Here is a 25,111-nt window from a genome sequence, read left to right on the forward strand (position 1 = left end):
ACATAGATTATTACAATCACAAACGTATCAAATCAAAACTAAAAGGCATGAGCCCGGTACAGTACCGAGCTCATGCCCAACAGGTTGCATAAAACATTTGTCTAACTTTAAGGGGTCACTTCATTCTCGATGGGCTGCTTTTTGCTGAACTACCGGGCAGGAATGCTCAATTAAAATGTGGAATAAAATGTAATATAAACTATTCAGGGGGGATGATTCTGTTTGATTCGTCAAGCTGAACGATCTGATAAAGAGAAACTATACGAGCTCTATCGTATGCTAGTACCAAATAGTAAGAAAATGAATGTAATCGAAGAACAAATTGATATAATTAGAAATGACCCTAATAACTTTCTTTTAGTTTTCGATAACAATGGTGAAATATTAGGGACAGTAACGCTAAATATATGTATCCAAGCAATGCATGGGACAAGACCGTATGGAGTTGTCGAAAACATTATTGTACATGAAAATCACCGATGTAAGAACATTGGACAGCAACTCTTAGAACATGTTGAGGAGTATTGTAGGTCAATAAATTGTCATCGGATTATGCTTCTAAGCAATTCAACCCGTGAAAGAGCTCATAAGTTCTTTGAACGAGAAGGATATGACGGATCGGTTAGTAAAGGGTTTAAAAAATACTTCTGATTAAACTAACGCGAACTATAGTTCAACACACATCATGAGAAGGCTGCCTACAAAATTGAACGGCAGCCTTCTCATGTAACAGGCAGTTATGTTGAACATGGCGTGAACAAAGCAAGCAATTGTGTTGGCTAATAGGCAATAGCCTTAACGTGATACTCATTTATAATAAGCCCGGCAGGCTGACAATCAAAATAATGCGGAAAAAACTCCATTCATCAGAACGGGGTTGCGGGTTATCATTTTGCTCGAGTTTGGCCCCAACGTTTACTCTCCGATATGTATCACATGAGACTCCGCCTGTGGCAAGGCACCCGGATCACGCTGAGGCATCCGATGACTTGGCAAGGGAAGTAAAGATGCGTATAGGGAGAGTTAATAGGTTCGGAAAGGTTGCCGGGTGAATGGGTCTGGCAGCCTAGGCTTAGCACTATCGGGGAACGTCAGCTTAGTTGTGAAAAATCAACCAGGCGATCAAAATCCAGAATGGCACGACCAAAAGCGCTCCGTTAATCATGCCGGTCATGAATTTTCCTCTGCGCTTCGTCGATCTGTTCTCTATGGCTGCCGTTGCGGCGAAATTCGAAGAACGAGTCCTAATACCTACTTGAAGCAAAGTAGCGTTGATCGGCTTGCGGTGAATTATTCTCATAAAGTAACCCTTCTTTCCTGATATTTCATGACTATAGTCGCGCTAATGAATCATTATTCTTTATATCGGTCGGGAATGAATAGGAATGAAGTCCTCTTTAAACAAATATTACAAAAAATACAGGCGTGTTAATAGGTGTCTAGAGACACATATCTGACGTGTGTCCATAGACACAAAAGTGGCGACATAAGTGATCCTATCAAAGCTTGAGAATTCAAGCTTTTTATTTTTATATCCCTATTTTATGTCGCGAGAAAAAGCAACATATACCATGAAAAATTGCAAGCAGTTTACAGCTCCTATGAGCATGGGATTTTCCGTTCAGCTGATTGAAAAATAAAGTGTTAGACTCAAGCTCTTGATGTTACGAGATTTATAAATTGAATTATCGTCTGATTAATAATATTAAGTATTAGACTTACCCTGAAAATAAAACAGCGGCGGGCTAGGACAAGGAAAATAAAGTCTTAGACTGCCGCTTTACTACTATTAAACTAACGTCCCCCGTAAAATGTCGAATAAACAGTACGAATACCATATATTTGGGGGAAATGTAGAAATGGCAACAGAAATGAAAAGCACGCTAGAGTGGGTCTTTGTTTCAGAATGCCCCATTCCGCAAGATGTTGAAGGTTTGCTCGTTACAGAGGGAAATGGCGATAGCTGCCTATAAAACTTTTCGGGACAGTGCTATATTTACAAATAAAAGGTTGATTGTGAGAGATGCCCAAGGCTTCACAGGGAAAAAGGTAGAGATCTACTCTTTGCCGTATTCCTCTATTAATATGTGGTCCACTGAGAATGCAGGAGGATTTCTTGATACCACGGCAGAGGTAGAGCTGTGGACAAGGGCAGGTCATATCAAAGTGAGGCTGCATAAAGGTGTAGATATCCGTAAGCTTGACATGTTGATAGCTAATGCCCTTTTGAAAGGGTGAAGAGAAGCACCCAATGAGGTGCTTTATCATATATTACTAGTATTTTCTTCCAATACTTAGCATGATACAATCTAGTGAACAGTTCTATCAGGAAGGGGCGTATTAATGCAAACACACCAACAACCGGGCAAGGCTGCTCAGCAGACAACGACGACAGGCACCGCCGAATCGTTGAATATGGTTGAAAATGAAACGACACAAGGCTTGTCCGGTGCAGCTCTTCAGCGTGCAACGAAGCTCCCGCAGGCTATGAGCCCGGCGCAGATGATGCATCTGCAGCGTACGATTGGCAACCGCTCGGTTGGCGAGCTGTTCAAGCAGCAGTCAGCGGCTAACCCTGCTGCGAGAGCCGTGGAAAAACCTGCGGAGCTGACAGCAGGGTTAGCCGCTGGTACGATTCAAGCCGCTTCCCCATCCCAAAGCGATATTCAGCGTAAGGTGTATATCAAGCGGGCGCTAATTGGCGGCTACAGGAACAAGACCAAAACCGGCCGCGGCAACGAAGGCGCAGGCGAGCGGAACGTAGATAATATGATCGCGGACGGGAAATCACGCTATTTCAACAGTAAGGATGAAATGTCTCAGTACGCGGCGAAGACGACAGAGAAAATCGGGTATGTCGAGAAGACGAATACGTGGATTCGCATTCCGGATGAGCTGACGGTAATCGGGGAAATCCATACGGCAACTACGTTGGAAGATGTTGTGAAAGCTGTGGGGACGGATAAGTTCATGCACGAAGCCTACACCGAACGTCCAGCTGAAGCTGCCGATAATCCTGAGCTGGAAGCGGCTATAACGAAGCGAGAGGTTGAGCGCAATGCCAAGTTCGGTGGCATCGGCACGGGTCCGGGGGCTAAATCGCACTATGCGGAAAGTTTTTATCCGAAAGTCATTCGAGGCTTGCAAGGGATTAATGTGAGTTACGATTATCGGGTCATGGCGTCGGAGGCAGAGAAGAGATTATTCGGCATGGCGATTCGATTTGCGGCGGGTGCAGATGAAGAATCCGTACTCTATCAGACCTATGCGGCTCAGGAAGATCTGTGGCAGCGAACCGCTGCCAGCCTTGAAGGCGATGACCAATCGGCGGAGCCTTTAACGGAGGCCATGAAAGCTGCAAAGAGCAAGGATCTGTTTACTACGTTCGTTCGTGAAGTAACGGCTTACGCCACTACGAAGCTTCAAGAGGAGCAGGCACAGGCATCGGCTGCGGATAAGAAGGCTTTTGCCGACAATTGGCATGTGGCCAAGTCGGATTATGGTGCAGCGGATACCGAGATTATGAAAGCGGAGAAAGCCCGTGATTTCTCGATGTTCCAGCATATTAAGAAAGCGAAGAGCGAGGGGTATCTGTTGTACGGACTTGGCGATTTGCATCTTAAGCGGCTTAAGGAGCTGCTCACTGCCGAGGGCATCAAGTCGGTGAACATGAACAAGTTCATGGATGAACAGAACACGACTCATCCGCAAACGTGAGGTGGTCTTCAAGGCTGCATCGTAATAAAATGGCTCCAATCATGTCGTCTTCCTATTGTTTTCGGCGTAGATTCATCAGATCCTCATTTTAACACATATTGGAAGTATCCTCCCGTTAGCTTAATGCCATTTCCAGTCTAATACTATATTTTCTCAGTCTACAACTTAATTTTCACGATCTAATACTCTATTTTGCCGGTCTAATGGTTTATTTTCTTTTAACACTAATCCTCACAGACACAGCCATTTTGAGTTGTATTTAGGAGAACGCTATGACTGTCGAATGGTTAATGGCGGAAGCACTTCAGGACACTCATCTTATAATTACATGGTATCACCACCGTTATCTGATGATATATCGGGAATTGAATTTGTATTCAAAGAATATAGCAAACCTTTTAAGACTAATGAGACGGGTACTAATATAGTTTTTAGGGTGGTATGATTTTAGCGAGATCGCATATTCTAGTCAGCATATGAGATATATTACTTAAACAAACTACACATTGAGGCTACCGCAGTGAAAACGAGTGGTAGCCTCATTAAGCTATTAGGCAGATTACTTTCATAACGCCCCCGAATATGTTTATTGAACGATTCAAGTGTAAAGGGACATGTTCGAAGCTTGTGGTTGCATTATTACTTCGGAACAAATGAAATTGTGGTTGACCACATTTTTTCCGAAACTAGAACCTTTCTATATTGATGGCGATAATAATCTTCTGCACCAGTTGGAATCATTGGGCTTTCAAGTCTATTCAAAGGCACAGTTTGTTGAAATAGCCAATCAGTTTGTTGGTGAATACGGTGCTAATTATCGACACTGGAGTGTTTCAGCAACAGCGTCCATCGTCTACCTTGAAGCGGATACTTTAAAGGACAAGTGGCTTCAAGCTAAACTCTTTGAACATCAAGTTAGCCTAGGACGCGGGCAGATTTTCACGTTTGATTGGGTGAGGGATATTAGTGATGATTGGCTTAAGCGCCTAAAAGAAACTCATTTGGCTTGTAACGATCGGATCATCCTTACACAGGGTGCCTGGAAGCTACTGCCCACTGAAGTAAAAGTTAAATGGATTTTAAAGTGGCTAGAAGAAAGGGTAGAACCAATTGCTGTGCTGGATGTGAATTGTAACAATATTCCCAAGCGTAGTGAACACGTTATAAAGAAGCATGCATCAACGTTCCCATTAGCTAGTGGCGCGAATTGTTTTTCCGCAGCTGCAGGGTCATCTCTTGGTTCGAGTGAAGTGATTGAAAATTGGCTCAATATTGAGGAGTTCTTTGATGCGTTGAAGAACGAAGGTTTGATCAAGAGAGAAGAAATATCTCGGTTAACGGACAGCAGACGTATAAGATCCCATGATGTTCTTGTTTGGGAAAATGCAGAGGGGAGCGTTATTCACGCTGCATATTCTGTTACGGATCAAATCTTGTTTAACAAAATGGGACAGTTTTGGTTTCAGCCCTGGCAATATGTCAACATTGATCACGTTCTTGACTACGCAGAATGCCTTACTAATGGTGGACAAATTCATATATACCGTTCTTAAGATTAAACTAACAGATAACTATAGTTGAATGACGAAGCTGTCGAAACGATCGGCAGCTTTATTACGTTAACGTGCAGGATTGTGCAACAATTGTCTCTCATTTTCGTCAATACATTTACTTGGAAATAATTGGGGGGTTAAATGAAACAACTATGCTCATTGTTATTTGTATTACTATTTATAATTACTGCTTGTAGTACGGAAACAGATTTGGCGGCAAGCTCTAATATCGAGAATCAGAAAAAGGAAGCTATTGAGCAACAGAACAAAATGCCAAAAGTAATGCCCACCGATTTCGATTTCGCTGTTATACCTATCAAGATACGGTTACAAAAGATTTGATAATGAACGGGGAGATAACGGCAAAAATCACTTTTACCATAGAAGAGATGCACAGCATTTATGAGAATATGAGAGAGATAACTATCATGGGAACGAAAGAGTTGGTACCAACTAACAAGAATTCTTCTAGCATCCCCTATAATGAAGACAGTTGGAAAATTAGTGTAGATGGAGAAACGAAAACATTTACTTGGTCAGATAAAAATTGTGACGTAACGAGCGATGCAAAGCAACTACTAGGATTACGAACATTCATCCAACATATAGTTGAGGGTAAGGATTCTTATAAAAAATTACCCAAAGCTGAGGGTGGTTATGAATAAAAAAATAGAAATCCATTTGGAAAATACTATTCTAACGGAGAACGATAGTTCCAGTATGTGGTGTTATTCTGCTGGTCGGAAGACAGGAGAGGAATGTTTATCTGCTCACTTTTGGAGGTGATTACATGTCCAAAAAACTCTTTAAATTAATTGCAAATATCATTACACTCTGCTCAATTGGATATGTAATATATATAGGCTACTTTGTTTTTTTTGATAAATCAGTTACACCTGAAGATATCACTAAAATATATCCAAAAATGGGATATGCTTATGTATCACTAGCTATTATTTTAATTACAAGAGCTCTTCTTAGGAAGTACAGAATTCTATAATTTTTATAAAAGCTATCGGATAACGATAGCGGAATCAAGGTTGCTAACTGCAACCATTTTTTAGTTCAGTCCACCGGGAGAAAATGTATTTTCCAAGTGAAAAGGAGGAATCATTCATGACAAAGTTGATTCGTGCAGTATTATTACTGTTAATCAGTGTCCAAATTTTAATGGCTTGTTCAAAAGATACCACTACGACCACAAAAACTATTAATTATGTGAATGAGAAGTATAACTTCGGCCTTACGTTACCATCCAAATGGAAAGACAATTATGATGTTGTTGAACTCAAACATGAAGATATTATGGCGTTCAGATTCCTTACAAAGGTTGGAAAGGGCGAATTATTTAGAGTTGAGGTTTGGCCAAAAGATCAATGGGAAACCAATGGGATCGAACTAGCTAAAATTATTCGCATTTCTAAAATTGGTGAGCTAGGTGATACTGTTTATGCATTTGACACCCCAACGGATGTGCAATACGATCCCAATAATCAAAATGATAAAGAACAATACACATTGTTGGTAAGAGATGTCGAGCAGATAAAAGTTAGTTTTGAGGTTAAGAAATAATCCTTGGAACTTCTTCTATTAGGGTGTATTTATATGTAGCTGATACGGAGGTTTATCGGTAGCCTAATTACGGAGAACTATAGCTCAATCACAATGATGGCAGCCGGCACTGATCGGCTGCCTTTGAATATTGAACGGGCAGATTATTGTAGTGGGATAAACCAAAAAATGGTAATCTGTATTTAGACAATAAATCATGAGGAGTTAATATAATGGGGAAAGTTAGTGCAGTAATAAAAGATTCATATTTTAAGCAGCCCTCTTGGTTATCAAATGTTGAATACAGGGAAACAAATTATCTTTCAAGATCTTCTACTTCAGAAGATGCCGTTCTATTTTTTACGTTACTATGCGGGTATAACAACATAGATGTGGATAGAGAGCCTACTGAGGTATTAAATGAGTTGATAACCATTGATGAAGTAGCAATAAGTGGTGGCATAGCCTTTGAAGATGAAGAAGAAGCGATTCTTCCGAGTTGTTGCTGTGGGCTTGAGAATTGGAGAGAAGTACTTGAAGCGGTCTTAAGTAAAAAGGATGTATGGCTTGGTCATGATCCATTCCCGACTTTGGAATACATAAATGATTCGGTAAGAGTTTGGTCTGACGATTATTCAGGCACGATGAGAAAAGATTTATCGCAGCAAGAATCCGAAATGACTTAATTAATAAACTAGAAGCTGTCGAGACGGATTTGTTGGAGTTTTTTAAGTATTCGTTTGAAAAGGTACTCTGTATGGTCGATGATGATCAAAAAGAAATGTTATTTTTGAAATACTGTAAGTGGTTCAATCTGGTGGTAAGTTAAGTTCGCTGCTGAGTCTGACTGAACTAACGGGACACGATAGTTGAACAAACCAAGGAGCAGTTTTCCATCGGCAACTGCTACATTTAAGCAAAAGACAGAATATTTCCAATATATGGTGCAATAAATTAGCTAATAAAAGGTGAATTAGGAGGGGGTTGCTTTGATTAAGAATAAATTGAAAAGGTCCTCACGTGATAAATCGTTGCAAGGAGTCTGCGGAGGTATTGCAGAATTCTTTGGAATTTCCTCATTTGCTATTAGATTAATCTTCATTTTAACAATTCCGGCCTCCTTCATTATCTACATCATCTTGACTAATAGTCTTGATGAAAATACAACTTTATAAACCGACATTTTATTGAATGCATTAATGGCTAAAGGAAGTTAAAACAGAGTTAAACTAACGGGTAACGATAGTGTTGCTATGGGGCTTACTATTGATGATGCGGAATTTTTACATGCAGCTCTAGGAAGATTGCTAAAAAGATTTAAAAATGAAGAAGTATTCGATATTTTGAGAGGAATGGTGTCTTGTGAAGGCCATTGTATACAGATGCTTAATACCGTCTTGTGGCAAAGAATTCATGCTATTCGACGATACTGCTACTTGTTGTATAAAATGTGGTTACAATAAGTTGGAAGTAGTTAATGAAAGAAAAAATTTATCAATAATGGATAACGATCTTAAAACGATAATTCTTGAGTAAGACATTGCATGGTTAGTTTATATTATCTTTTCGTTTTCCCAGATTAGAAAAGATATCCAAAAAGAACTCACAGTATTTGGTATCCCCCATAACGAAAACATCATAGGTGTACGTGTGATCATTTTTTAAATTAAAAGAAAACGAGCTAGATCTTTTCGAACATCCTTTTAATGAAAACTAGGATTATCGCTCAGCTATCGGAAACTAACGTTCAAAAAAGATATGGAGGGGCTTGCTTATGAATATCAGAGAAACAGGAATAATTCTGTTCTGTGAGGATTACGATTCGGCATTAAAATTTTACTCTGAAAAACTTGGCCTGAACATACGCCGGCGTGGCGAAGGTTTATCCATTTTAGATTTTGGCGGTAGTTATCTCATGATAGAAAGTAATGGTGTTGCTTCAAATAGAGAAAAAACTAGAGCAGAAAACCCCATAGTCATTCGATTCAATGTGAATAATTTTGATTCTACTGTCTCTGAGTTAAAGGCACGAGGGGTAAAGGTTGATGTGAAAAAGTTTGACTGGGGTATTATTGGAATTGTTATTGATCCTGAAGGTAATAGAATTGAAATAAAGGATTGAGCAGAGCTCTTATGGATATGGCCTTAACCTCACGGGAACGATAGTTGACCAATCCAGGAAGGCATGAAAAAGGTATACGGGGTTTCATAATGCTCGGAACAACACGACCTTGCTCTGCTTAGCAATGTGGAGGCTGGCCAAAATCAAACCTAACCAAGTCTTGATTAAATTAACGCAAAACGCTAGTTCAACAATAAGTAGAACGATAAAACCCTCCCAATTCTAGCAAACCTAGAATTGGGAGGTTTTTTTCAATTCGAATCGATATTATGCAGAAGCTGGCAAAGCGTTAGAATAGCCTCGTGAATTTGCGATTCAGGCAGGGTTGCAAAGCCGATTCGCAGACTGCTGCTCTCGGAATTACCTGAATAGAAGAAAGAGCCTGGGAAGAATAAAACACCTTGGCTTTCGGCCTCGACAAACAAGGCGTCCGTGTTCACACCAACAGTTGATGTCAGCCAAAAAAAGGGGCCGGCAGTCGGGAGCGTCCAGGTCCAAACGGAGGGGGCATGGCGCTTCAAAAGTTGATGTATCTCGTCACGTCTCTTTTTTAATTGGCCGCGGACCTTGTAATAATGTTCATTCATGTTCTGTTCCAACAGGTGCAGCAAAATGCGCTGGTTAAATAAAGGGGTAGATAAATCGGTCACTGCTTTTGCATGGAGTAAGCGTTGATACACAGAACCTCTTGCCGCGATGACGGATAGACGGAGTCCTGGTGCGATTGTTTTGCTAAATCCCTTCATATAGATCACATGTCCGCTTCGATCCAAGCTAAAAAGGGAACGCGGTGGCAGATCCTCGAAGTAAAGCTCCTCCCAAGGATCATCTTCCACAATCAGGGTGTTGTAGCTCTGTGCGATTTCTAGTAAAGTCTGGCGTTTATGAATAGACATGACACTACCTGTCGGATTCTGACCCGTGGGCAGTGTGTAGATCATTTTCGGGGGATGAATGTCGCATAATTGCTGAAGAATATCGAGTCTCATGCCTGTATGGTCTGTAGGAATAGGAATCAAGGTTACACCACGAGAGCGAAAAGCATCCAAAGCTCCGGGGTATGTAGGAGATTCAACGGCGACAAGATCCCCAGGTCCAAGAAACGTTCGTGCGACGAGATCAATGGCTTGCTGGGTTCCCGTTGTTATCAACAGTTCAGATGCTGTGAGCGCAGAACTCTTGTGCTGGAACAAAGAAGCAAGCTTGATACGCAACGCTTCGTCTCCAGCGGCGGGTGCATAATCGCCAATCGACGATCGATCGGATGAAGCCTGTTGAAGTGCCCGTTGAAAGTGTTGAATGGGTAACAGTTCTTCCGTATGTAGTTTGATCCTGTGTAGGGGGTATTTCACATCTTTGCGATTTACAGCCCCTACATGACGGAACATCGACCTTCCTAAATAGTCGGGAATTGCCAACTGCCAATCATAGGAGTTTTTTTGGTTGATATTCTTTAAAATCTCGTCTTTTTCCGAACTTGGGATTCTGACGAAAGTACCTTTGCCGTGATGTCGATACGCATATCCAGTTGCTTCTAACTTCTCGTAAGCAAGGACTGCTGTCATCAAACTAACCCGAATCGCACGGCTCAATTCTCGCACAGATGGAAGGGGATCGCCTGCTTGATACAAGCCTGAACGGATGCGCTCTGCCAAGGCCAATTGAATTTGTTCGGCCAGTGGAACACGTGATTTGCGATCTAATGAAATATGCATCTCCATCCCTCACTCCTTCCTGCCAACTGTTATAACATGTCGTTTACTGTTCTAGCAAGTGTATGTTTTGATAGTGGTGAATCTAAGACCTACAGGATGGGAGCAAATAAAGATGATGATCGCGTACTTGGCTATGTGTTTGATTTTCGGGACGACTTTTCTGTCGATCAAGATTGGAATTGAAGGAGGAATGCCTCCATTTTTCTTTGCAAGTGCTCGTTTTTTCCTCGCAGGGGTCATTATTTTATTTTACTCGGGGGAGCCAAATCACTCAAACAATTGACCCGGCAACAAGTGAAAGAGATCGCTCTCGGAGGTTTAGGGTTGACAGGAATTCAGTTTGGGGCTGTGTATTGGGCAGAACAGTACTTGTCTTCTGGAACAGTGGCGATATTGGCAGGCACGAGCCCGATCTTTACAACCTTGCTGGCCATGTGGTCGGGTCAAAAGAAAAGAAGTCTACATCTTATGATCGGAATTGTACTTGGCTTTTTGGGCACGTACTTGGTCGCAACAGGTACTAGCCATGAGACGTCAAATGGTGGACAGAAACTAGCTTATGTGGGAATCGCATTGGTTTTGTGCGTGAAGTTTATATATGCGCTTGCACTGACTCGATTTCAAAAACATACCCGCGCTGTACCTTCCATGACCAGTAATGGTTTGCAGATGGTAATAGGTGGTTTGTTTTTACTGTTGCTCTCTCTCTGCTTTGAGCATGTGACTCCAAGTAAGTATTCCCCAGCAGCTTTCGGGGCACTCGTGTACTTGATCATTTTTGGTTCTGTAGTAGGCTATTCCATTTTTTATTGGCTGCTTCGTGTCACGAACGCCGTCTTTCCTACTACTTTTACGTTTGTTTCACCAGTGATCGCGATGTATGTAGGAGTGCTGTTCATGAACGAAGAACTCACTCTTGCGATGGAAATAGGGGCGGGTAGTGTCATTTCCAGTGTAGTGTTCTTGAATTGGGGGCTGCGGAAAAAATCCAAACGCCAGCAAATTGATATGATCAAGAGTGCTAGATAAAAGAGGGGATGTAAGTATGTATCAAGGAAAGTTACGAAAAATGACCCTAATATTGTTAGCTTTATACACCGTATTGATCTTTTATTTTTTGTATATAGGCTTCGGCAGATCTCTTCAAGATACTAGCATGCGGTATAGTCTAATACCTGATGGGATTCCACTACACTTTCCAAGGGGTGATTTCCAATTGGAAGACCCATTTTTGTTTTTTGAGATGGGCAACTTTGTAGGATTTATACCTTTTGGGATTGTCATCCCTCTTCTGTTTCGTTGCAACTTCATTCGATTCATAGCCTTATTTATTCTCTCTATTACGTTTCTTGAAATCTTACAAATGCTTTCTCACTTAGGATCCCTTGATATTGACGATATCATCCTGAATACGTTAGGGGCAGCGGTAGGATTCTGTGCGCAACGGTTAGTGCGCCGCGATCGAGATAAATTTAAAGGGATCTGTCGAATCATCTTAACAGCCATTGTACTTTCCGTTGGCGTCTATGCCAGTGTTGGTGGCATCAATCATTATTTGGAAAATGGAGGCGGCGAAGCCGTAGCCCTGAGTGAACTTACATTAAAGGAGGGGGAAATCCTGTGGGATGAAACCCTCTTAAGTTTTACAGCAGCCGAGCAAAAGGTTGAGCCTCAAATCAATATGTACAGTAGAAAAAATAAAAGAAATAACGAGTTTACGTATCTTTTAAATGGTAAATATACAAAAATAGCAGGCAATGTCGCAATACCAGATGATGTGGCAAGCAAAGGGATGAGTATCATCAGATTTATCGCAGATGGCGCAAGTATTTATTCATTTAATTTTTCAGCTACGAGTGGATCGAATGGTCAAATACCTTTTGAAATCCCCTTAAACGGAGTAAAAGAACTTACCATTGAGTTCATTAACGATTATTCAAATCCGATTACAAATGCCGTGATGTGGGACGTTACTGTTACAGAAGTCAATTCAGGACAAAGGATTATTAACAGTATGAAAAAAAATAAGATTACTGTTCTAACAAATGATCCAGCAAGGCAATGAAAGTGGCTGCTGTTACTTGAGACTTTGCGTTACTGGCCCGTCTAATCACAATGAGGCGAGCCTCTCCCGTTATATGGGGAAAGCGCTCGCCGCATCAATACGTTATCTATTAACTATCTTATTACCAAGGCAGTTCTGTATCCATATGATAGAACTTGCCTGTCGGTCCGTCCGAAGGTAAAGTGGCAAGCATCACGCTTGTTTTACCGCCATCTTCTAGATCCATATCAGCGTATTTACCGCCCATTGGTGTCTTGACCCAACCTGGGTAAGCCGAATTCACTTTGATTGGTGTATCCTTAAGCTCATGTGCAAGATGAGTCGTAAAAGTATTCATTGCTGCCTTCGAGGCATCGTAAGCAAGAAGCTTGACATCGTAAATTTGAGCAGAGGGATTGGCATGTAGCGTATTCGATCCAAGCGCACTGGATACATTAACAATTCTTCCGGCAGGCGCTTTGCGAATCAGCGGCAGAAGTAACTGAGTTAATTCAACCATGCTGAAGAAATTGGCATCGAAGGTTTCACGCATAACGGCCGGCGAAACGGTACTTGTTTCATTAATGGGCGCAAGATCTTCAATCTCTATCTGTATCCCAGCATTATTAATTAACATATCGAGCTTACCGTAACGCTGTTCAAAGAAATTGTAGGCAGCTTGATGGTCTTCGGCTAGATTCATGTCCAATTTGATACTCTCCGCTTGGATTCCCAGCGTACGGAGTGTATCCGCAGCAACCTTCCCTTTCTCCAAATCGCGTGATCCAATAACGACAGTGGCGCCAAGCTTACCTAATTGACGTGCCGTTTCCAATCCAATACCACGATTTCCTCCAGTTATCAAAGCAACCTTGCCGTCCATATTGCTCGGGTTTGTAGTCATTTTTAAATTCTCCTTTAAGATTTATTATATATAGCCCTTCGACCTAGCCTAGATGTCTATCGAGAACGATCATTCTTATTTATTCAAAAAAATTTATCCTAGGATTGCTAAAGTTGTATTAATAGGCATTACAGCTTATCTTTGTTTCTCGGCCTGTTCATTCTCACGTCCTTTTGTAACCCTAGGTTCTGTCCGCAAACCTATAATACCATTTTGAGAACGATCGGTAAAGAATTAATTTAAACCTGAAACGGCGTCATCATTATAATAGATCAATCAATGAGTTTACTTACTATACTCTCGTTAAGTATGTAAATAAAATTTCAGTACTTTTAAAAGAATACCGAGTGCTTTATCATTAGGTAGTCAAGATGCTAGAACAAAATGGAGGGAATGAAGTACATGAGATACCGAAAATTAGGCAAATCGGGACTAAAGGTTAGTGAGATTAGCTTAGGCAGTTGGCTTACATACGGTGGTTATGTCGAAAAGAAAAATGCAGTAGATTCGATTCACAAAGCGTACGATCTGGGTATCAATTTTTTTGATACAGCTAACGTGTATGAACGTGGAGAAGCCGAGAAAGTGGTAGGAGAGGCTCTCAACACTTACTCCCGCGATTCCTATGTTCTTGCTACCAAAGTGTTTTGGCCAATGGGTTCTGGTCCCAATGACAGGGGATTGTCCCGTAAGCATGTGTTCGAGCAATTACATGCCAGCCTTAAGCGTTTGAATACGGATTATGTAGATATCTATTATTGTCACCGTTTTGATCCTGAAACTCCTGTAGAGGAAACCCTTCGAACCATCGATGATATGGTGAGACAAGGCAAAATTTTGTATGCCGGAGTCAGCGAATGGACTGCTGTACAAATGGCAGAAGCTCTTGCAGTAGCTGATAAATATTTGCTTGATCGTATTGTCGTCAATCAACCGGTTTATAACATGTTCAACCGTTATATTGAAAAAGAAGTGATTCCACTCGGCGAACAAAAAGGCATCGGCCAAGTCGTTTTCTCACCACTCGCTCAGGGTCTTCTTAGCGGGAAGTACACATCGATCTCGGACATTCCTGCAGACAGCCGTGCCGCTAAACTCGAAGGCATGCGGAACGGGATCACGGAAGAGAAGATTGCCAAAGTCGGACAGCTCGATGGTATCGCTAAGGAGCTGGGAATCTCTGTAGCTCAACTAGCATTAGCTTGGATTTTGAGACAGCCTAATGTTGCTAGTGCGCTAGTGGGTGCAAGCCGTCCAGAGCAGGTAGAGGAAAATGCGAAGGCATCCGGTATCGAGCTCTCATCGGATGTAATCGATAAAATCGAATCCATATTGGCATAAGAAATGTTGGAAAGTCGGCCATAATGGCCGGCTTTTTGCTTTTCATAAATTGTATGACAATATCATGTTAGCGCTTTTTTAGTGTAGTTATTTCATCCTCTTAAAGGAGAACGAAGAAATATGTCGAAATTTATACTATAATTGTCGTGGTCTCTTTAATGCCGCTTTTTTCGTTTCAATCTCATCGTATAAGGAGATTTATATGAGTGTACTATCGATGCTGAAATTTAAAGTGAATAATCGGGGCCTCAGAGGTAATTATTTTCGAAAAAGTCTGATTTTTGTTTTAATTGTAACTAGTTTCCCAACAGCTATTATTGGAATTAGCACTTATATGATTGGAATTAACCAAGTAGAGAAAGAAGTATATCAAAAGAATAAGTACCAGCTTGAACAAGTTTTCAAACGGTTCGATGAGCAGTTCTCGCAGCTTGAGATGACTGTGGACAAAGGAGCAGCTAATTCTATATTTGATGAAAAAATTAGGCATGCTAATTTCATTGAAGAATTTCAGGTCATGCAAGATATTTATCGATGGTTAGCAGTGACACAAAGCTCTGATCCCATGATCATGAGGATTGATTTATTTCTAGAGAATCAACAGATGTTAGTTTCTAATGATCGAGGGGCCATTTGGCTCAAAGATGGCTTGAATAAAGGAACCTATGATTCGATATTAAAATCGGAAGACCTGATGTATTGGAGCGACACGGAGAACTTCTATCCAAGCGATGTTTCGTCGTTGTTTCCTTTAGTATTAGTGCATAAACTTCCCTTCATAAGTACGAGGCCATATGGAGCACTCTTAGTATATTTGGACAAAAACATGATTGATAAAGAAATTACACAATTGAATCCTTATGAGAATGGGATTTCTTTTATTATGAAGCCGAGTGGCGATTGGATCACATCAGGCAAAGAGACGGATGCATCCAAACAACCTTTAAAGGATTTAATAAGAAGCAAAGTGTTAAAAGATGATTCGGGTCAGGAATCTTTCACTGTCAAATGGGAAGGCGAGGAATACTCCGTTGCCACGGCTACATTCTCTCGTTCCGGTTGGAGATATGTGATTGGTACGCCAATCTCGCAAGTAATGCAACCGATTACATTAACTTCCAAGCTAATGCTAGGTGTAAGTTTTATGGGGTTAGTTATCGCCGCTTTATTGTCTTGGTTTGCTTCACAACGCATGTATCGGCCGATTAAGCGCTTAGTTCAAATGTTTGGCGGGGGAATAAGCAACAAAATACCAGAAGAAGAAGATCGTTCGGACGAAATCAAGTTCATAGAAGACAAGTGGCTTAATATTACGCGTAAAAGTGAATTGTTTCAATCTCTATTGGAAGAGAATCGCTATAGCATAAAAAAAGGCTTTTTGCTGCAATTGATACAGGATCAGCTGTATTTCTTTTCGGAGAACGAGCTGCGGGTACGCTTGGAGGGACATGGTTGGGACACCGTAAATCAAAAGTTTACTCTGCTGCTCATTCAATTATCGCCATTCTCTGAAACAAGTAAAAGGTTTGTGGAAGGGGACGAACAACTTGTTACCTTCGCGGCTGCTAATATTATTGAGGAACTTTCCATGGATAAAGCTAACATGGAGGTTATTAACCTCCATAACTTATCCGTTTCGTTACTCGTATCATTCGAGCAGGATAAGCCAGGGGAGCAAATCAAAAGCGAGCTTTACAAAATCTCGAATGAATTGATCAACATGATCACTAAATTATTAGGCGTTCATGTAGCAGTAGGGATCAGCAGGCCAGCCAATGATCTTAAGAATCTGCCAAAAGCATTGAATGAGGTCAAGCAATGTCTGCATTTCCGGGAAATTGGGGAGCACGGGCAAATTCTTAGCACCGATGATTTTATTCCGTATGTGAAAGAGAATCTGGGCTATCCGTTTCAAATTGAGAAAGATTTGATTCATGCGCTTCAAATGAGGGCAGAAGAAGAAACGATTCAGCTCCTGCAAGAGTTTCATACCGTCTTAAAACATAATGCTGGGAAGGCATTCCAGATTCAACAATTTACAGCTCAGCTGCTCAGCAGTGTTTTGCGAGCCATGATACAGCTTGATGTAGCCCATGCTAGCGCAAGCCAGGGAATCAATCTATATGAGCAACTGTTCCAATTAAAGGAAATCGACGAAATTAATAAGTGGTTCAGAAATGCGGTGATTTTGCCTTTTCTCAAAGCATTATCCGAGAAGCAGGGTATCGAGATGAAACAAACGATTCATAAGGTCAAGGAAATGATTGCTCAGGAATATATGAATGATATCTCATTGGAATATTTATCAGATAAAATTGGCATCCTGCCGAAACGATTAAGTGCCGTCTTCGCGGAAGTCACCAAACAGAACTTTATTGATTATCTTACTGAAGTTCGCATCGAGAAATCTAAAGAGCTGCTAAGAAACACGGATTTAAAGGTAACTGAAATTGCTGGAAGAGTGGGTTATCAGCCTTCCTATTTCAATAAGCTTTTTAAAAAATCAGAAGGTGTTACTCCTGGTGAATATAGAGAGGCAGGATTAGGGCTATAATGCGAGAGCATGTAGCCTTTTTTTTGTGGAAATGGGCTTGAAATGGCTTGAAATCAGCTTTTAGGAAAAAGTACTACCTCAGTTAATGGATTTAGGAAAATGTTTAATTGTGATAAATAGGGCCCTCATGTACATTCAGATCATGAAATATGGAAGCACAAGAAAGGTGGTAAGGCATGCCAAAAGTCTCGTTAGAAGTAGGCAAGGTAGACAAACAAACGGCAAGAAAAAGTAATTTTCAGCTTGCTGTAAAAGACATTCTAAGGGATAGATACCTCTATCTATTAGCTCTGCCTGGTATTCTTTATTTTCTGATTTTCAAGTATGTACCGATGGGAGGCATTCTGATTGCGTTTCAGGAGTACTCCCCCTATCAAGGTTTTTTACACAGCAAGTGGGTAGGCTTCGAGAATTTTGAACGGTTCTTCCTTGGCAGTGAGTTTTGGAATTTGTTTAGAAATACGATGATGATTAGTCTCCTTAATCTGGTGTTTTTCTTTCCAGTACCCATTATCGTGTCTCTTCTATTAAACGAAGTTCGTAATATGAAATTTAAAACAACGATTCAAAGCATCGTCTATTTACCGCATTTCTTCTCATGGGTAATTATAGCCGGCATGACCTTTCTATTATTTTCACGGACTGGAGGGGTCATCAATAATGTCGTCGCTATGATGGGCTTTGAGAAAATCGACTTTCTGACGAATCCGAATTATTTCTGGATCATGCTTACCTTGCAATCGATATGGAAAGAAGCCGGATGGGGAACGGTCATTTTCCTGGCGGCAATTGCGGGAACGGATCCCGCTCTGTACGAAGCATCAAAGATGGATGGTGCGAATCGTTTGCATCAAATGTGGTATGTTACCTTGCCTTCTATAAGAAATGTAGTCATTACCTTGTTGATATTAAGGCTGGGACAAGTCATGGATGTCGGCTTTGAACAAGTATATTTGATGACCAGCAGCGCGGTTTCTAGTGTATCGGATGTATTTGAAACCTATGTTTTCCGTATGGGGGTCAAAAACGGGCAATTTAGTTTTACAACAGCAGTGGGGCTTTTCAAATCCGTTGTGGCATTGATTCTGGTTGTGTCAACGAACTGGTTGGCCAAAAAATTTGGCGAAGATGGCTTATATTGAGGAGGCTGGACAATGACAAGAAATGTGAAGGGATTGACTTTTGATCTCTTGGTCACGATCATACTTATTTTTGCTGGGATCGTTACGATAATACCCTTTCTCTATATCGTAATTGTCTCCTTTGCAACGCCTTCCGAGTATATCCAGAAAGCGGGGGCTTTCATCTTGCCATCCGAATGGACACTCGTGAATTATAAGTATTTGCTGTCAACAGGCGCATTCATCCGTGCTGGGGGAAATAGTGCGTTTCTCGCTATTGTGGGAACATTGTTAAGCCTTGCTGTTACATCAAGTTTTGCATATTCCTTGTCCAGAAAGCGGTTAAGGGGGAGGAAGATTTTACTACTGCTCGTGTTAATTTCGATCTTGTTTAACCCCGGTATTATTCCACCGTATCTGGTTGTGAAAAGCCTGGGACTTATCAATAGTATCTGGTCACTAATCATACCGGCCTTAACCAGTGGATGGTACATTTTTCTGATGAAGAGTTTCTATGACAGTATACCAGTAAGTTTAGAAGAGGCAGCAAGCATTGACGGCAGCAATGATTTGGGGATTTGGCTAAAAGTCATCCTTCCTCTATCACTCCCCTCTTTGGCGGCTTTTGGACTATTCTACGCCGTTAGCTATTGGAACGTATTTTTTCACGCCATTCTCTACATTAACGACTTTGACAAGTGGCCGCTTCAGGTCTTGCTTCAAAATATGCTGATCGATTCCTCGACGAGCGGAGGCGATCTTGCCAGTCAAATCGCTTCAGAACAAGAAATGCCGAAAGAAACCTTGAAGATGGCAGCCGTTGTTGTTGCTACAGTACCGATTATCCTGGTATACCCATTCCTGCAGAAACATTTTGCAAAAGGTGTTATGGTCGGTTCTGTTAAGGAATGATATATAAATTAAGAGGAGGTTTTCAAGATGGTTTTAAAGAAAGAGTTAATGTTGAGAGCGGTTACACTCACGACAGCAGCCGTATTGCTGGTAACAACGGCAGCTTGCAGTTCCAAATCGGGAACGAATGCAGGTGGTAGTGATAAGAAAGAGGAGCCTACGACAATCAGTATCATGTCCACATTCTTTTCTCAGGAGCCCCCGGGTGAAGATAATTTGATTGTCAAAGAGATCGAGAAACGGACGAACACGAAACTTAAAATCACGTGGGTATCTCCGAATAACTACGCTGACAAGTTAAATGTGACGTTGGCATCGGGCGATTTACCGGATTTAATTCTTGCTGACTACCCCCAAAGATACCCGTTGGTGAAAAGCATGGCACAGCAGGGGGCATTCTGGGATTTAACTACGATGTATAAAAGCTATCCGAATCTCGCTAAGTTCCCCGAACTTACCTGGAAGAATCTCGCATTTGGCGATGGTAAAAACTATGGAATTCCACGTGTAAGGCCTGTATATGGGCAGACGGGATTGAATATCCGTAAGGATTGGCTGGATAAATTGGGCTTGAAAGAACCTGCTAACACAGATGAGTTGTATGAAGTTATGAAAGCTTTTGCAACGAAAGATCCAGACGGTAACGGCAAAAATGATACCTATGGCTTCTTGGGGTATGCGGATCCGACTGGAATAGGTAAATTCAATGTCATCGAGACGGCCTTTACGAAAACGGTTGGGGATTGGAAGCTGGAGAATGGCGTTTTGACGCCTATCATTTTCTTGCCTTCACAAAAAGAAGCTCTTACTTATTTGAATAAACTCTACGTGGAGAAGTTGATCCCGGAAGATTTTAGTATTTTGAAACAGACACAGACGCTAGATATGATGAAGGCAGGAAAAGGCGGTATTGATGCCGTTCCTATGGACCAAGCCTGGGAGTCAACGGCTGAGCTCAGAAAGCAAACTCCTGATGCCTACGTGAAACCACTTGTTTCATTGAACGATACATCGGTAACCGATCCAGGTTCGTTCGGCATGTTCTTGATTCCTAAAAAAGTACCTGAAGCAAAGGTAAAGAAAATTATGGCGTTTATGGACTACGGTGCATCTGATGAAGGATCCGACTTGGCGAATTACGGCTTTAAGGATGTTCATTTCACTGAGCAGGACGGATTTAAGATTCCGACGGAGCAAGCAAAGAAAGATAACGTATCTCAACAAGCGATGGGACAAATATTTTTGAAATTTGATAAGTATCAGAAAGCTTATAAGTCTGGTATCACTAAGGACTACTACGATGCCCACGCCAAAATTATTGATGAACGGGCTAAATTTGCGGTTCTTGATCCATCTATCGGAGTTGATTCTGATGCTTGGGTGAAATACTGGCCTGAATACCAGAAGAAAATTACGGATATGAAGATCAAGGTGATTGTAGGTAAGGAAAGTTCCGCAAGCTATGACAAATTCGTTGCAGAATTAAAGGGAGATGCCAACTTTCTTAAAATTGTTCAGGAAATGAATGAATCCTACAAAAAGAAAAATGGTTAAAAATTAGACGATATGGAGTGAACCTATATGAAATTATCCTTCACCACACTAGGATGCCCGGAATGGTCCTTAGACAAAATTATTTCCAGCGCCACCGAATATGGTTTTGATGCAATCGACTTTAGAGGGTTAACCGGGGAAATGAATATTTATAAGCTTCCGGAATTCTCCGTGCAGGTGGAAGAAACGCTTCATAAAATCACCGATGCCGGATTGCATGTTTCTTGCTTCTCCAGCTCAGTCCATTTATTTTTTGAGGAAAATTACGATAAAAACCTGCAGGAAATTACCGAATTCGCAAAGCTTTGCAGCATTTTCGGAACTCGCTATATTCGTGTATTTGGCGGCAAAATTGGGGATGCCGATCGGGAAACGGCTATTCAAAAGGTCGTTAAGCATGTAAGTGAAATGGCAAACATCGCTAAGACATACGGTGTTAAGCTTTTGATTGAAACTCATGATGATTGGATTTCTTGCGCAAATATGAAAAAAGTATTGGAATTGGTTAATACCGATGCTATAGGGGTGCTGTGGGATGTGCATCATCCATATCGTATGGTTGGTGAGCAACCTGAGGATAGCTGGAAGGCATTGGGACAATGGATCGAATACACACATGTGAAAGATTCACGTATCGAGGAGAACGGAGCAGAAGGTTTCCAATACTGTTTAACCGGAGAAGGCGATATCCCATTGAAAGACATTTATACGTTATTAAAACGTGAGGGATATGAGGGCTATTTTACTTTGGAATGGGAGAAAAAATGGCATCCAGAACTAGAGAATCCTGAGATTGCATTTCCCCAGTATGTACAATATATGCGCAATTTAGCAGCGGAGGTAACGGTATGAAAAAGATCAGAGTTGCTATTATTGGTCAAGGACGGAGTGGGCGTGATATACACGCCTACTCCCTGAGTCAAATGAAAGAGCAGTATGACATTGTTGCCGTAGCGGACATGCTGGAAGAACGGCTGGAAAGAGCAAAAAAAGAGTTGAACTGCGATGTTTATCGTGATTACCATGATCTGTTTAAGAGAGATGATCTGGATTTAATTATCAATGCATCACCTAGCCATTTTCATTTTGAAATTTCAAAGGAAATTATGGAAAATGGCTTTCATGTCCTATCTGAGAAACCGCTTGCCCGAACGGTAGATGAGGTCGATATCTTGATTGACACAGCGAAGAAAACGGGGAAATTGCTGGCTATCTATCAGCAATCCAGGTATGCACCTGCCTATCGGCAAGTGCAGGAAATTATTAAATCCGGCGTAATAGGCAGAGTGGTTCAGGTTAGTATTGCCTACAACAATTTTGCAAGAAGATGGGATTGGCAGACATTACGAGCTAATGATGGAGGCAACCTCTTAAATACGGGGCCGCATCCAGTAGATCAGGCGCTCCAATTTTATGGCAGCGAGGAAATGCCCAATATTACTTCTATTATGGATCGCGCGAATACAGCTGGAGATGCCGAGGACTATGTGAAAATCATCCTGCATGGCCATGGACGTCCAGTCATTGATGTGGAAATTTCCTCCTGCTGTGCATATCCGAGTTTTACTTATAATGTCCAAGGGACTCGAGGCGGAATCAACGGGAGCACCAAGCATTTGGACTGGAAATATTTCAAACAAGAAGAAGCGGGAGAGCTGAAATTGGTGACAACGCCTCTGGTCAATGAAAAAAATGAGCCTGCTTATTGCCGTGAACAATTGAAATGGTATGAAGAGAGCTGGGATGCCCCCATCGAGCAAGGCAATGATTTATTCCATACGATGGCTCAAAGCTTTTATACCATGATTTATCAAACGCTTGTAAATGGAAAAGAACTGGAAGTTACACCACAACAAGTACGTCAACAAATCGCTGTAATGGAAGAATGTCATCGACAAAATTTGTAAAGTTGTAAGGAGATTTCAATGACGAACTCAGACTTTCCGTATGGTTCCGTTCTTAAGGTACATAGAGAGTTTTCACTTGAGGATATAAGAAGAAAATTAGATGATATGAAGCGTTGCGGCATGAATTTCGTTGTCATCTGGCCGGCTTTCTTCTGGTGGGAGAATAAAGCGAATGTCAACTACCCTTTTCAAACAGGAATCGAAATCTTAGCATATGCCGAACAGATTGGGATGCAAGTGATCATGGAGCTGGCAGGCCAAATTACCGCACTCGAGTATGCGCCGGATTTTTTAATGAAGGAAGACTATTACGCCAAAAAAGCAAATGGAACGGTTGATAACGATAAAATTATTTTTGACTATTTAAACTATAATCATCCAGAAGTCAAACAGCTTGTAAAGAAGCATTACACGGCTGCAGCAGAAGCGTATAAACATTCCCCAGCGCTATACGGGTACGATATTTTGAATGAAACAATGTTTACTTCCTATGATCGGTACACTTTGCAATTATTCCGCAGCTGGTTAGAGGAAAAATATGGTACTATTGCACGATTGAATGAAGTATGGGACCGTTCGTATTATGACTGGCAGCAAATTGAGTTCACATACTGGCTATGGGCTAGTGTAATGCCATTTGTTGATTGGGAGCAATTCCGCAAGGCGAATATGGGGATCATTATGCGTGAATGGCGAGGCTATATTAAGGCTGTTGATCCAGATCGCCTGACAATCGCTGACAATATTAATTCCATGGTCGCTACGGACAATTTCTATACAAGACCTCATGATGATTGGAACATAGCAGAGAACGTAGATGAGTATGGAATCTCATTTTATCCCAAAGAAACGCTAGAAGGCACCCCTCATTATAAACGCTGGGAAACCTTTGTTGGTGTTCACTCTGCGACCAAAACAGGTCGGTTCTGGATCTCTGAGCTGCAAAGTCATCATAGGAGTATGTTTAAACCAAAAAGCTTGGTTTACCCATACGAAATTAAATGGTGGAATTGGGAAGCTATTTCACATGGGGCTAAGGGACTTATTTACTGGAAGTGGGACCCGTTTATGAAAGGAATTCAAACGGCTGGACGCGGCTTGGTAGATCCGCAAGGGGGTTTTACGCCTAGAGCAGATGCGGCTGCAGAAATCGGTGGAATTCTTAAGGAGCATCGCGCAGCATTTACAACCTATGATCCTGAACAACCGCGTGTCGCTATTATGTATGATAAGTTGACACATGATTTTACCAAAGCCTTTACGTTAACGGTGCCTGAAGAAGCCAACATCTATATTAACTCCATCGCCGGATTATATGAGTGTTTATGGGAGCTGAATATACCAGCTAAGTTTATCACTCCAGATGATGTGAAGAATGGCAAAGCGTCTGCATTCGGAACACTGTTCTTAACGAATCAACTGACGATTGGGTCTGAACTTGCAGCGGCGCTTAAGCAGTTCGCTGAGCAAGGCGGAACCATTATTGCAGACGGTAAATTTGGCGAAATAAAGGAAGATAGTCTTATGAATGCGCTCTTGCCTGGCGGGGACTTGAATGCTGATCTTGGCTATCATTTGATCGACATTGATCCGTTGGACTTGCAAATTTCACTTGAAGATGGAGAGAAGTCAAGCCTGCCTGGTTATTTTGAACGGAAGATACTAAGCGTCGATCGTCCAGATGTTGAAGTATGGGGAAGCTATTCGGATCATCATCCAGGGGTGCTGAACTCACCAATTGGTAAAGGCCGTGTCCTCTACATTTCCAGCATGCTGTGGTACGGGTACCATAAAGAACCTTCGGCGGATGTACGAAAATGGGTCCAGTATTTGGATGCGTTGTATTCACTTTCTCTTCATTCAATAACGGATTCTAGATTGAAATTGTGTTCCTTGAAAGGGGAAGACGGAATGCTTTTGTTTGTATTCAATTATACAAATGAGTCTATCTCCTCTGATGTGCATCTAAGCGGCATAGAATCAGAGTTAGAGGCTGTCTCCTGCATTACACATAGCTGCAAGCTTGATAGTAGGCAGGAGCAGGGACGTGCATCCTTCGGTGTTACCATTCCTGCAAAAGACGTGAGCATCTACAAACTTTCGTGGAGGGGATAAG

At 41.5% G+C, this 25,111-nt stretch carries 23 protein-coding genes and 1 pseudogene; 21 read left to right on the plus strand and 3 right to left on the minus strand.

All coding sequences use genetic code 11. From position 1 onward, the window contains the following. Together GQF01_RS29435 and GQF01_RS29440 are read left to right on the plus strand one after the other, a co-directional pair. A partial coding sequence (locus GQF01_RS29435; protein WP_161409857.1) for an IS3 family transposase occupies nt 1-92 on the plus strand: 92 nt, incomplete at its 5' end. A 130-nt stretch (nt 93-222) separates the two neighbouring features. Then, nucleotides 223-651, plus strand: coding sequence for a GNAT family N-acetyltransferase (locus GQF01_RS29440; RefSeq protein WP_161410588.1), 429 nt, complete (start codon nt 223-225; stop codon nt 649-651). A 445-nt stretch (nt 652-1,096) separates the two neighbouring features. On the opposite strand, the gene GQF01_RS29445 is transcribed toward GQF01_RS29440, so the two are convergent. Then, nucleotides 1,097-1,300: a hypothetical protein gene (locus tag GQF01_RS29445; protein WP_161410590.1), complete on the minus strand. Its 204-nt coding sequence runs from the start codon at nt 1,298-1,300 to the stop codon at nt 1,097-1,099. Nucleotides 1,301-1,859: 559 nt separating this feature from the next. Between GQF01_RS29445 and GQF01_RS29450 the strand changes: the two are divergent. The 9 genes and pseudogenes from GQF01_RS29450 (at nt 1,860) to GQF01_RS29490 (ending at nt 8,943) form a co-directional block, all read left to right on the plus strand. Continuing rightward, nucleotides 1,860-2,238 (plus strand): annotated as a pseudogene (locus GQF01_RS29450) (PH domain-containing protein). A 105-nt stretch (nt 2,239-2,343) separates the two neighbouring features. Next, nucleotides 2,344-3,717 (plus strand): hypothetical protein, encoded by a 1,374-nt coding sequence (locus GQF01_RS29455; RefSeq protein ID WP_161410594.1) that lies wholly within the window; start codon nt 2,344-2,346, stop codon nt 3,715-3,717. 653 nt (nt 3,718-4,370) lie between these two features. Then, nucleotides 4,371-5,270, plus strand: a complete 900-nt coding sequence (locus GQF01_RS29460; protein WP_161410596.1) for a hypothetical protein — start codon at nt 4,371-4,373, stop codon at nt 5,268-5,270. Between the two features lie 428 nt (nt 5,271-5,698). Continuing rightward, on the plus strand, nt 5,699-5,935 hold the full coding sequence (locus GQF01_RS29465) for a hypothetical protein (protein ID WP_161410599.1): 237 nt from the start codon (nt 5,699-5,701) through the stop codon (nt 5,933-5,935). 125 nt (nt 5,936-6,060) lie between these two features. Next, nucleotides 6,061-6,270 (plus strand): hypothetical protein, encoded by a 210-nt coding sequence (locus GQF01_RS29470; RefSeq protein WP_161410600.1) that lies wholly within the window; start codon nt 6,061-6,063, stop codon nt 6,268-6,270. Nucleotides 6,271-6,386: 116 nt separating this feature from the next. After that, complete coding sequence (locus GQF01_RS29475; RefSeq protein ID WP_161410602.1) at nt 6,387-6,842, plus strand: hypothetical protein; 456 nt, start codon at nt 6,387-6,389, stop codon at nt 6,840-6,842. Between the two features lie 212 nt (nt 6,843-7,054). Beyond that, complete coding sequence (locus tag GQF01_RS29480) at nt 7,055-7,507, plus strand: hypothetical protein (RefSeq protein ID WP_161410604.1); 453 nt, start codon at nt 7,055-7,057, stop codon at nt 7,505-7,507. A 318-nt stretch (nt 7,508-7,825) separates the two neighbouring features. Next, nucleotides 7,826-7,996 (plus strand): PspC domain-containing protein, encoded by a 171-nt coding sequence (locus GQF01_RS29485; RefSeq protein WP_328803571.1) that lies wholly within the window; start codon nt 7,826-7,828, stop codon nt 7,994-7,996. 599 nt (nt 7,997-8,595) lie between these two features. Further along, nucleotides 8,596-8,943 carry a VOC family protein gene (locus GQF01_RS29490; protein WP_161410606.1) on the plus strand — a complete coding sequence of 116 codons (348 nt, stop codon included), beginning with the start codon at nt 8,596-8,598 and terminating at the stop codon, nt 8,941-8,943. A gap of 251 nt (nt 8,944-9,194) precedes the next feature. Here the strand turns inward: GQF01_RS29490 and GQF01_RS29495 are convergent, their stop codons facing one another. Continuing rightward, nucleotides 9,195-10,658 carry an aminotransferase-like domain-containing protein gene (locus tag GQF01_RS29495; RefSeq protein ID WP_161410608.1) on the minus strand — a complete coding sequence of 488 codons (1,464 nt, stop codon included), beginning with the start codon at nt 10,656-10,658 and terminating at the stop codon, nt 9,195-9,197. Nucleotides 10,659-10,937: 279 nt separating this feature from the next. Between GQF01_RS29495 and GQF01_RS36955 the strand changes: the two genes are divergently transcribed. Together GQF01_RS36955 and GQF01_RS29505 are read left to right on the plus strand one after the other, a co-directional pair. After that, on the plus strand, nt 10,938-11,687 hold the full coding sequence (locus GQF01_RS36955; protein ID WP_161410610.1) for an EamA family transporter: 750 nt from the start codon (nt 10,938-10,940) through the stop codon (nt 11,685-11,687). A 40-nt stretch (nt 11,688-11,727) separates the two neighbouring features. Beyond that, nucleotides 11,728-12,723: a VanZ family protein gene (locus GQF01_RS29505; RefSeq protein ID WP_235960729.1), complete on the plus strand. Its 996-nt coding sequence runs from the start codon at nt 11,728-11,730 to the stop codon at nt 12,721-12,723. A gap of 121 nt (nt 12,724-12,844) precedes the next feature. On the opposite strand, the gene GQF01_RS29510 is transcribed toward GQF01_RS29505, so the two are convergent. Further along, nucleotides 12,845-13,606: an SDR family oxidoreductase gene (locus GQF01_RS29510; protein WP_161410614.1), complete on the minus strand. Its 762-nt coding sequence runs from the start codon at nt 13,604-13,606 to the stop codon at nt 12,845-12,847. Between the two features lie 402 nt (nt 13,607-14,008). Between GQF01_RS29510 and GQF01_RS29515 the strand changes: the two genes are divergently transcribed. The 8 genes from GQF01_RS29515 (at nt 14,009) to GQF01_RS29550 (ending at nt 25,110) form a co-directional block, all read left to right on the plus strand. Next, nucleotides 14,009-14,947: an aldo/keto reductase family protein gene (locus GQF01_RS29515; protein WP_161410616.1), complete on the plus strand. Its 939-nt coding sequence runs from the start codon at nt 14,009-14,011 to the stop codon at nt 14,945-14,947. A gap of 202 nt (nt 14,948-15,149) precedes the next feature. Next, nucleotides 15,150-17,501, plus strand: a complete 2,352-nt coding sequence (locus GQF01_RS29520) for a helix-turn-helix domain-containing protein (RefSeq protein ID WP_161410618.1) — start codon at nt 15,150-15,152, stop codon at nt 17,499-17,501. A 176-nt stretch (nt 17,502-17,677) separates the two neighbouring features. Further along, on the plus strand, nt 17,678-18,643 hold the full coding sequence (locus GQF01_RS29525) for an ABC transporter permease (RefSeq protein WP_161410620.1): 966 nt from the start codon (nt 17,678-17,680) through the stop codon (nt 18,641-18,643). 12 nt (nt 18,644-18,655) lie between these two features. Beyond that, nucleotides 18,656-19,534 (plus strand): carbohydrate ABC transporter permease, encoded by an 879-nt coding sequence (locus GQF01_RS29530; RefSeq protein ID WP_161410622.1) that lies wholly within the window; start codon nt 18,656-18,658, stop codon nt 19,532-19,534. Nucleotides 19,535-19,561: 27 nt separating this feature from the next. Next, nucleotides 19,562-21,088, plus strand: a complete 1,527-nt coding sequence (locus GQF01_RS29535) for an extracellular solute-binding protein (RefSeq protein ID WP_161410624.1) — start codon at nt 19,562-19,564, stop codon at nt 21,086-21,088. 27 nt (nt 21,089-21,115) lie between these two features. Then, nucleotides 21,116-21,940 carry a sugar phosphate isomerase/epimerase family protein gene (locus GQF01_RS29540; protein WP_161410626.1) on the plus strand — a complete coding sequence of 275 codons (825 nt, stop codon included), beginning with the start codon at nt 21,116-21,118 and terminating at the stop codon, nt 21,938-21,940. Then, nucleotides 21,937-22,995 carry a Gfo/Idh/MocA family protein gene (locus GQF01_RS29545; RefSeq protein WP_161410628.1) on the plus strand — a complete coding sequence of 353 codons (1,059 nt, stop codon included), beginning with the start codon at nt 21,937-21,939 and terminating at the stop codon, nt 22,993-22,995. Before GQF01_RS29540 ends, GQF01_RS29545 begins: the two co-directional genes overlap by 4 nt. Nucleotides 22,996-23,013: 18 nt before the next feature. After that, nucleotides 23,014-25,110 carry a beta-galactosidase gene (locus tag GQF01_RS29550; RefSeq protein WP_161410630.1) on the plus strand — a complete coding sequence of 699 codons (2,097 nt, stop codon included), beginning with the start codon at nt 23,014-23,016 and terminating at the stop codon, nt 25,108-25,110. The last annotated feature ends 1 nt before the right edge of the window (nt 25,111 follow it).

This window comes from Paenibacillus silvestris (genome assembly GCF_009882985.1).
In the GTDB taxonomy this organism is placed as follows: Bacteria; Bacillota; Bacilli; order Paenibacillales; family NBRC-103111; genus Paenibacillus_E; species Paenibacillus_E silvestris.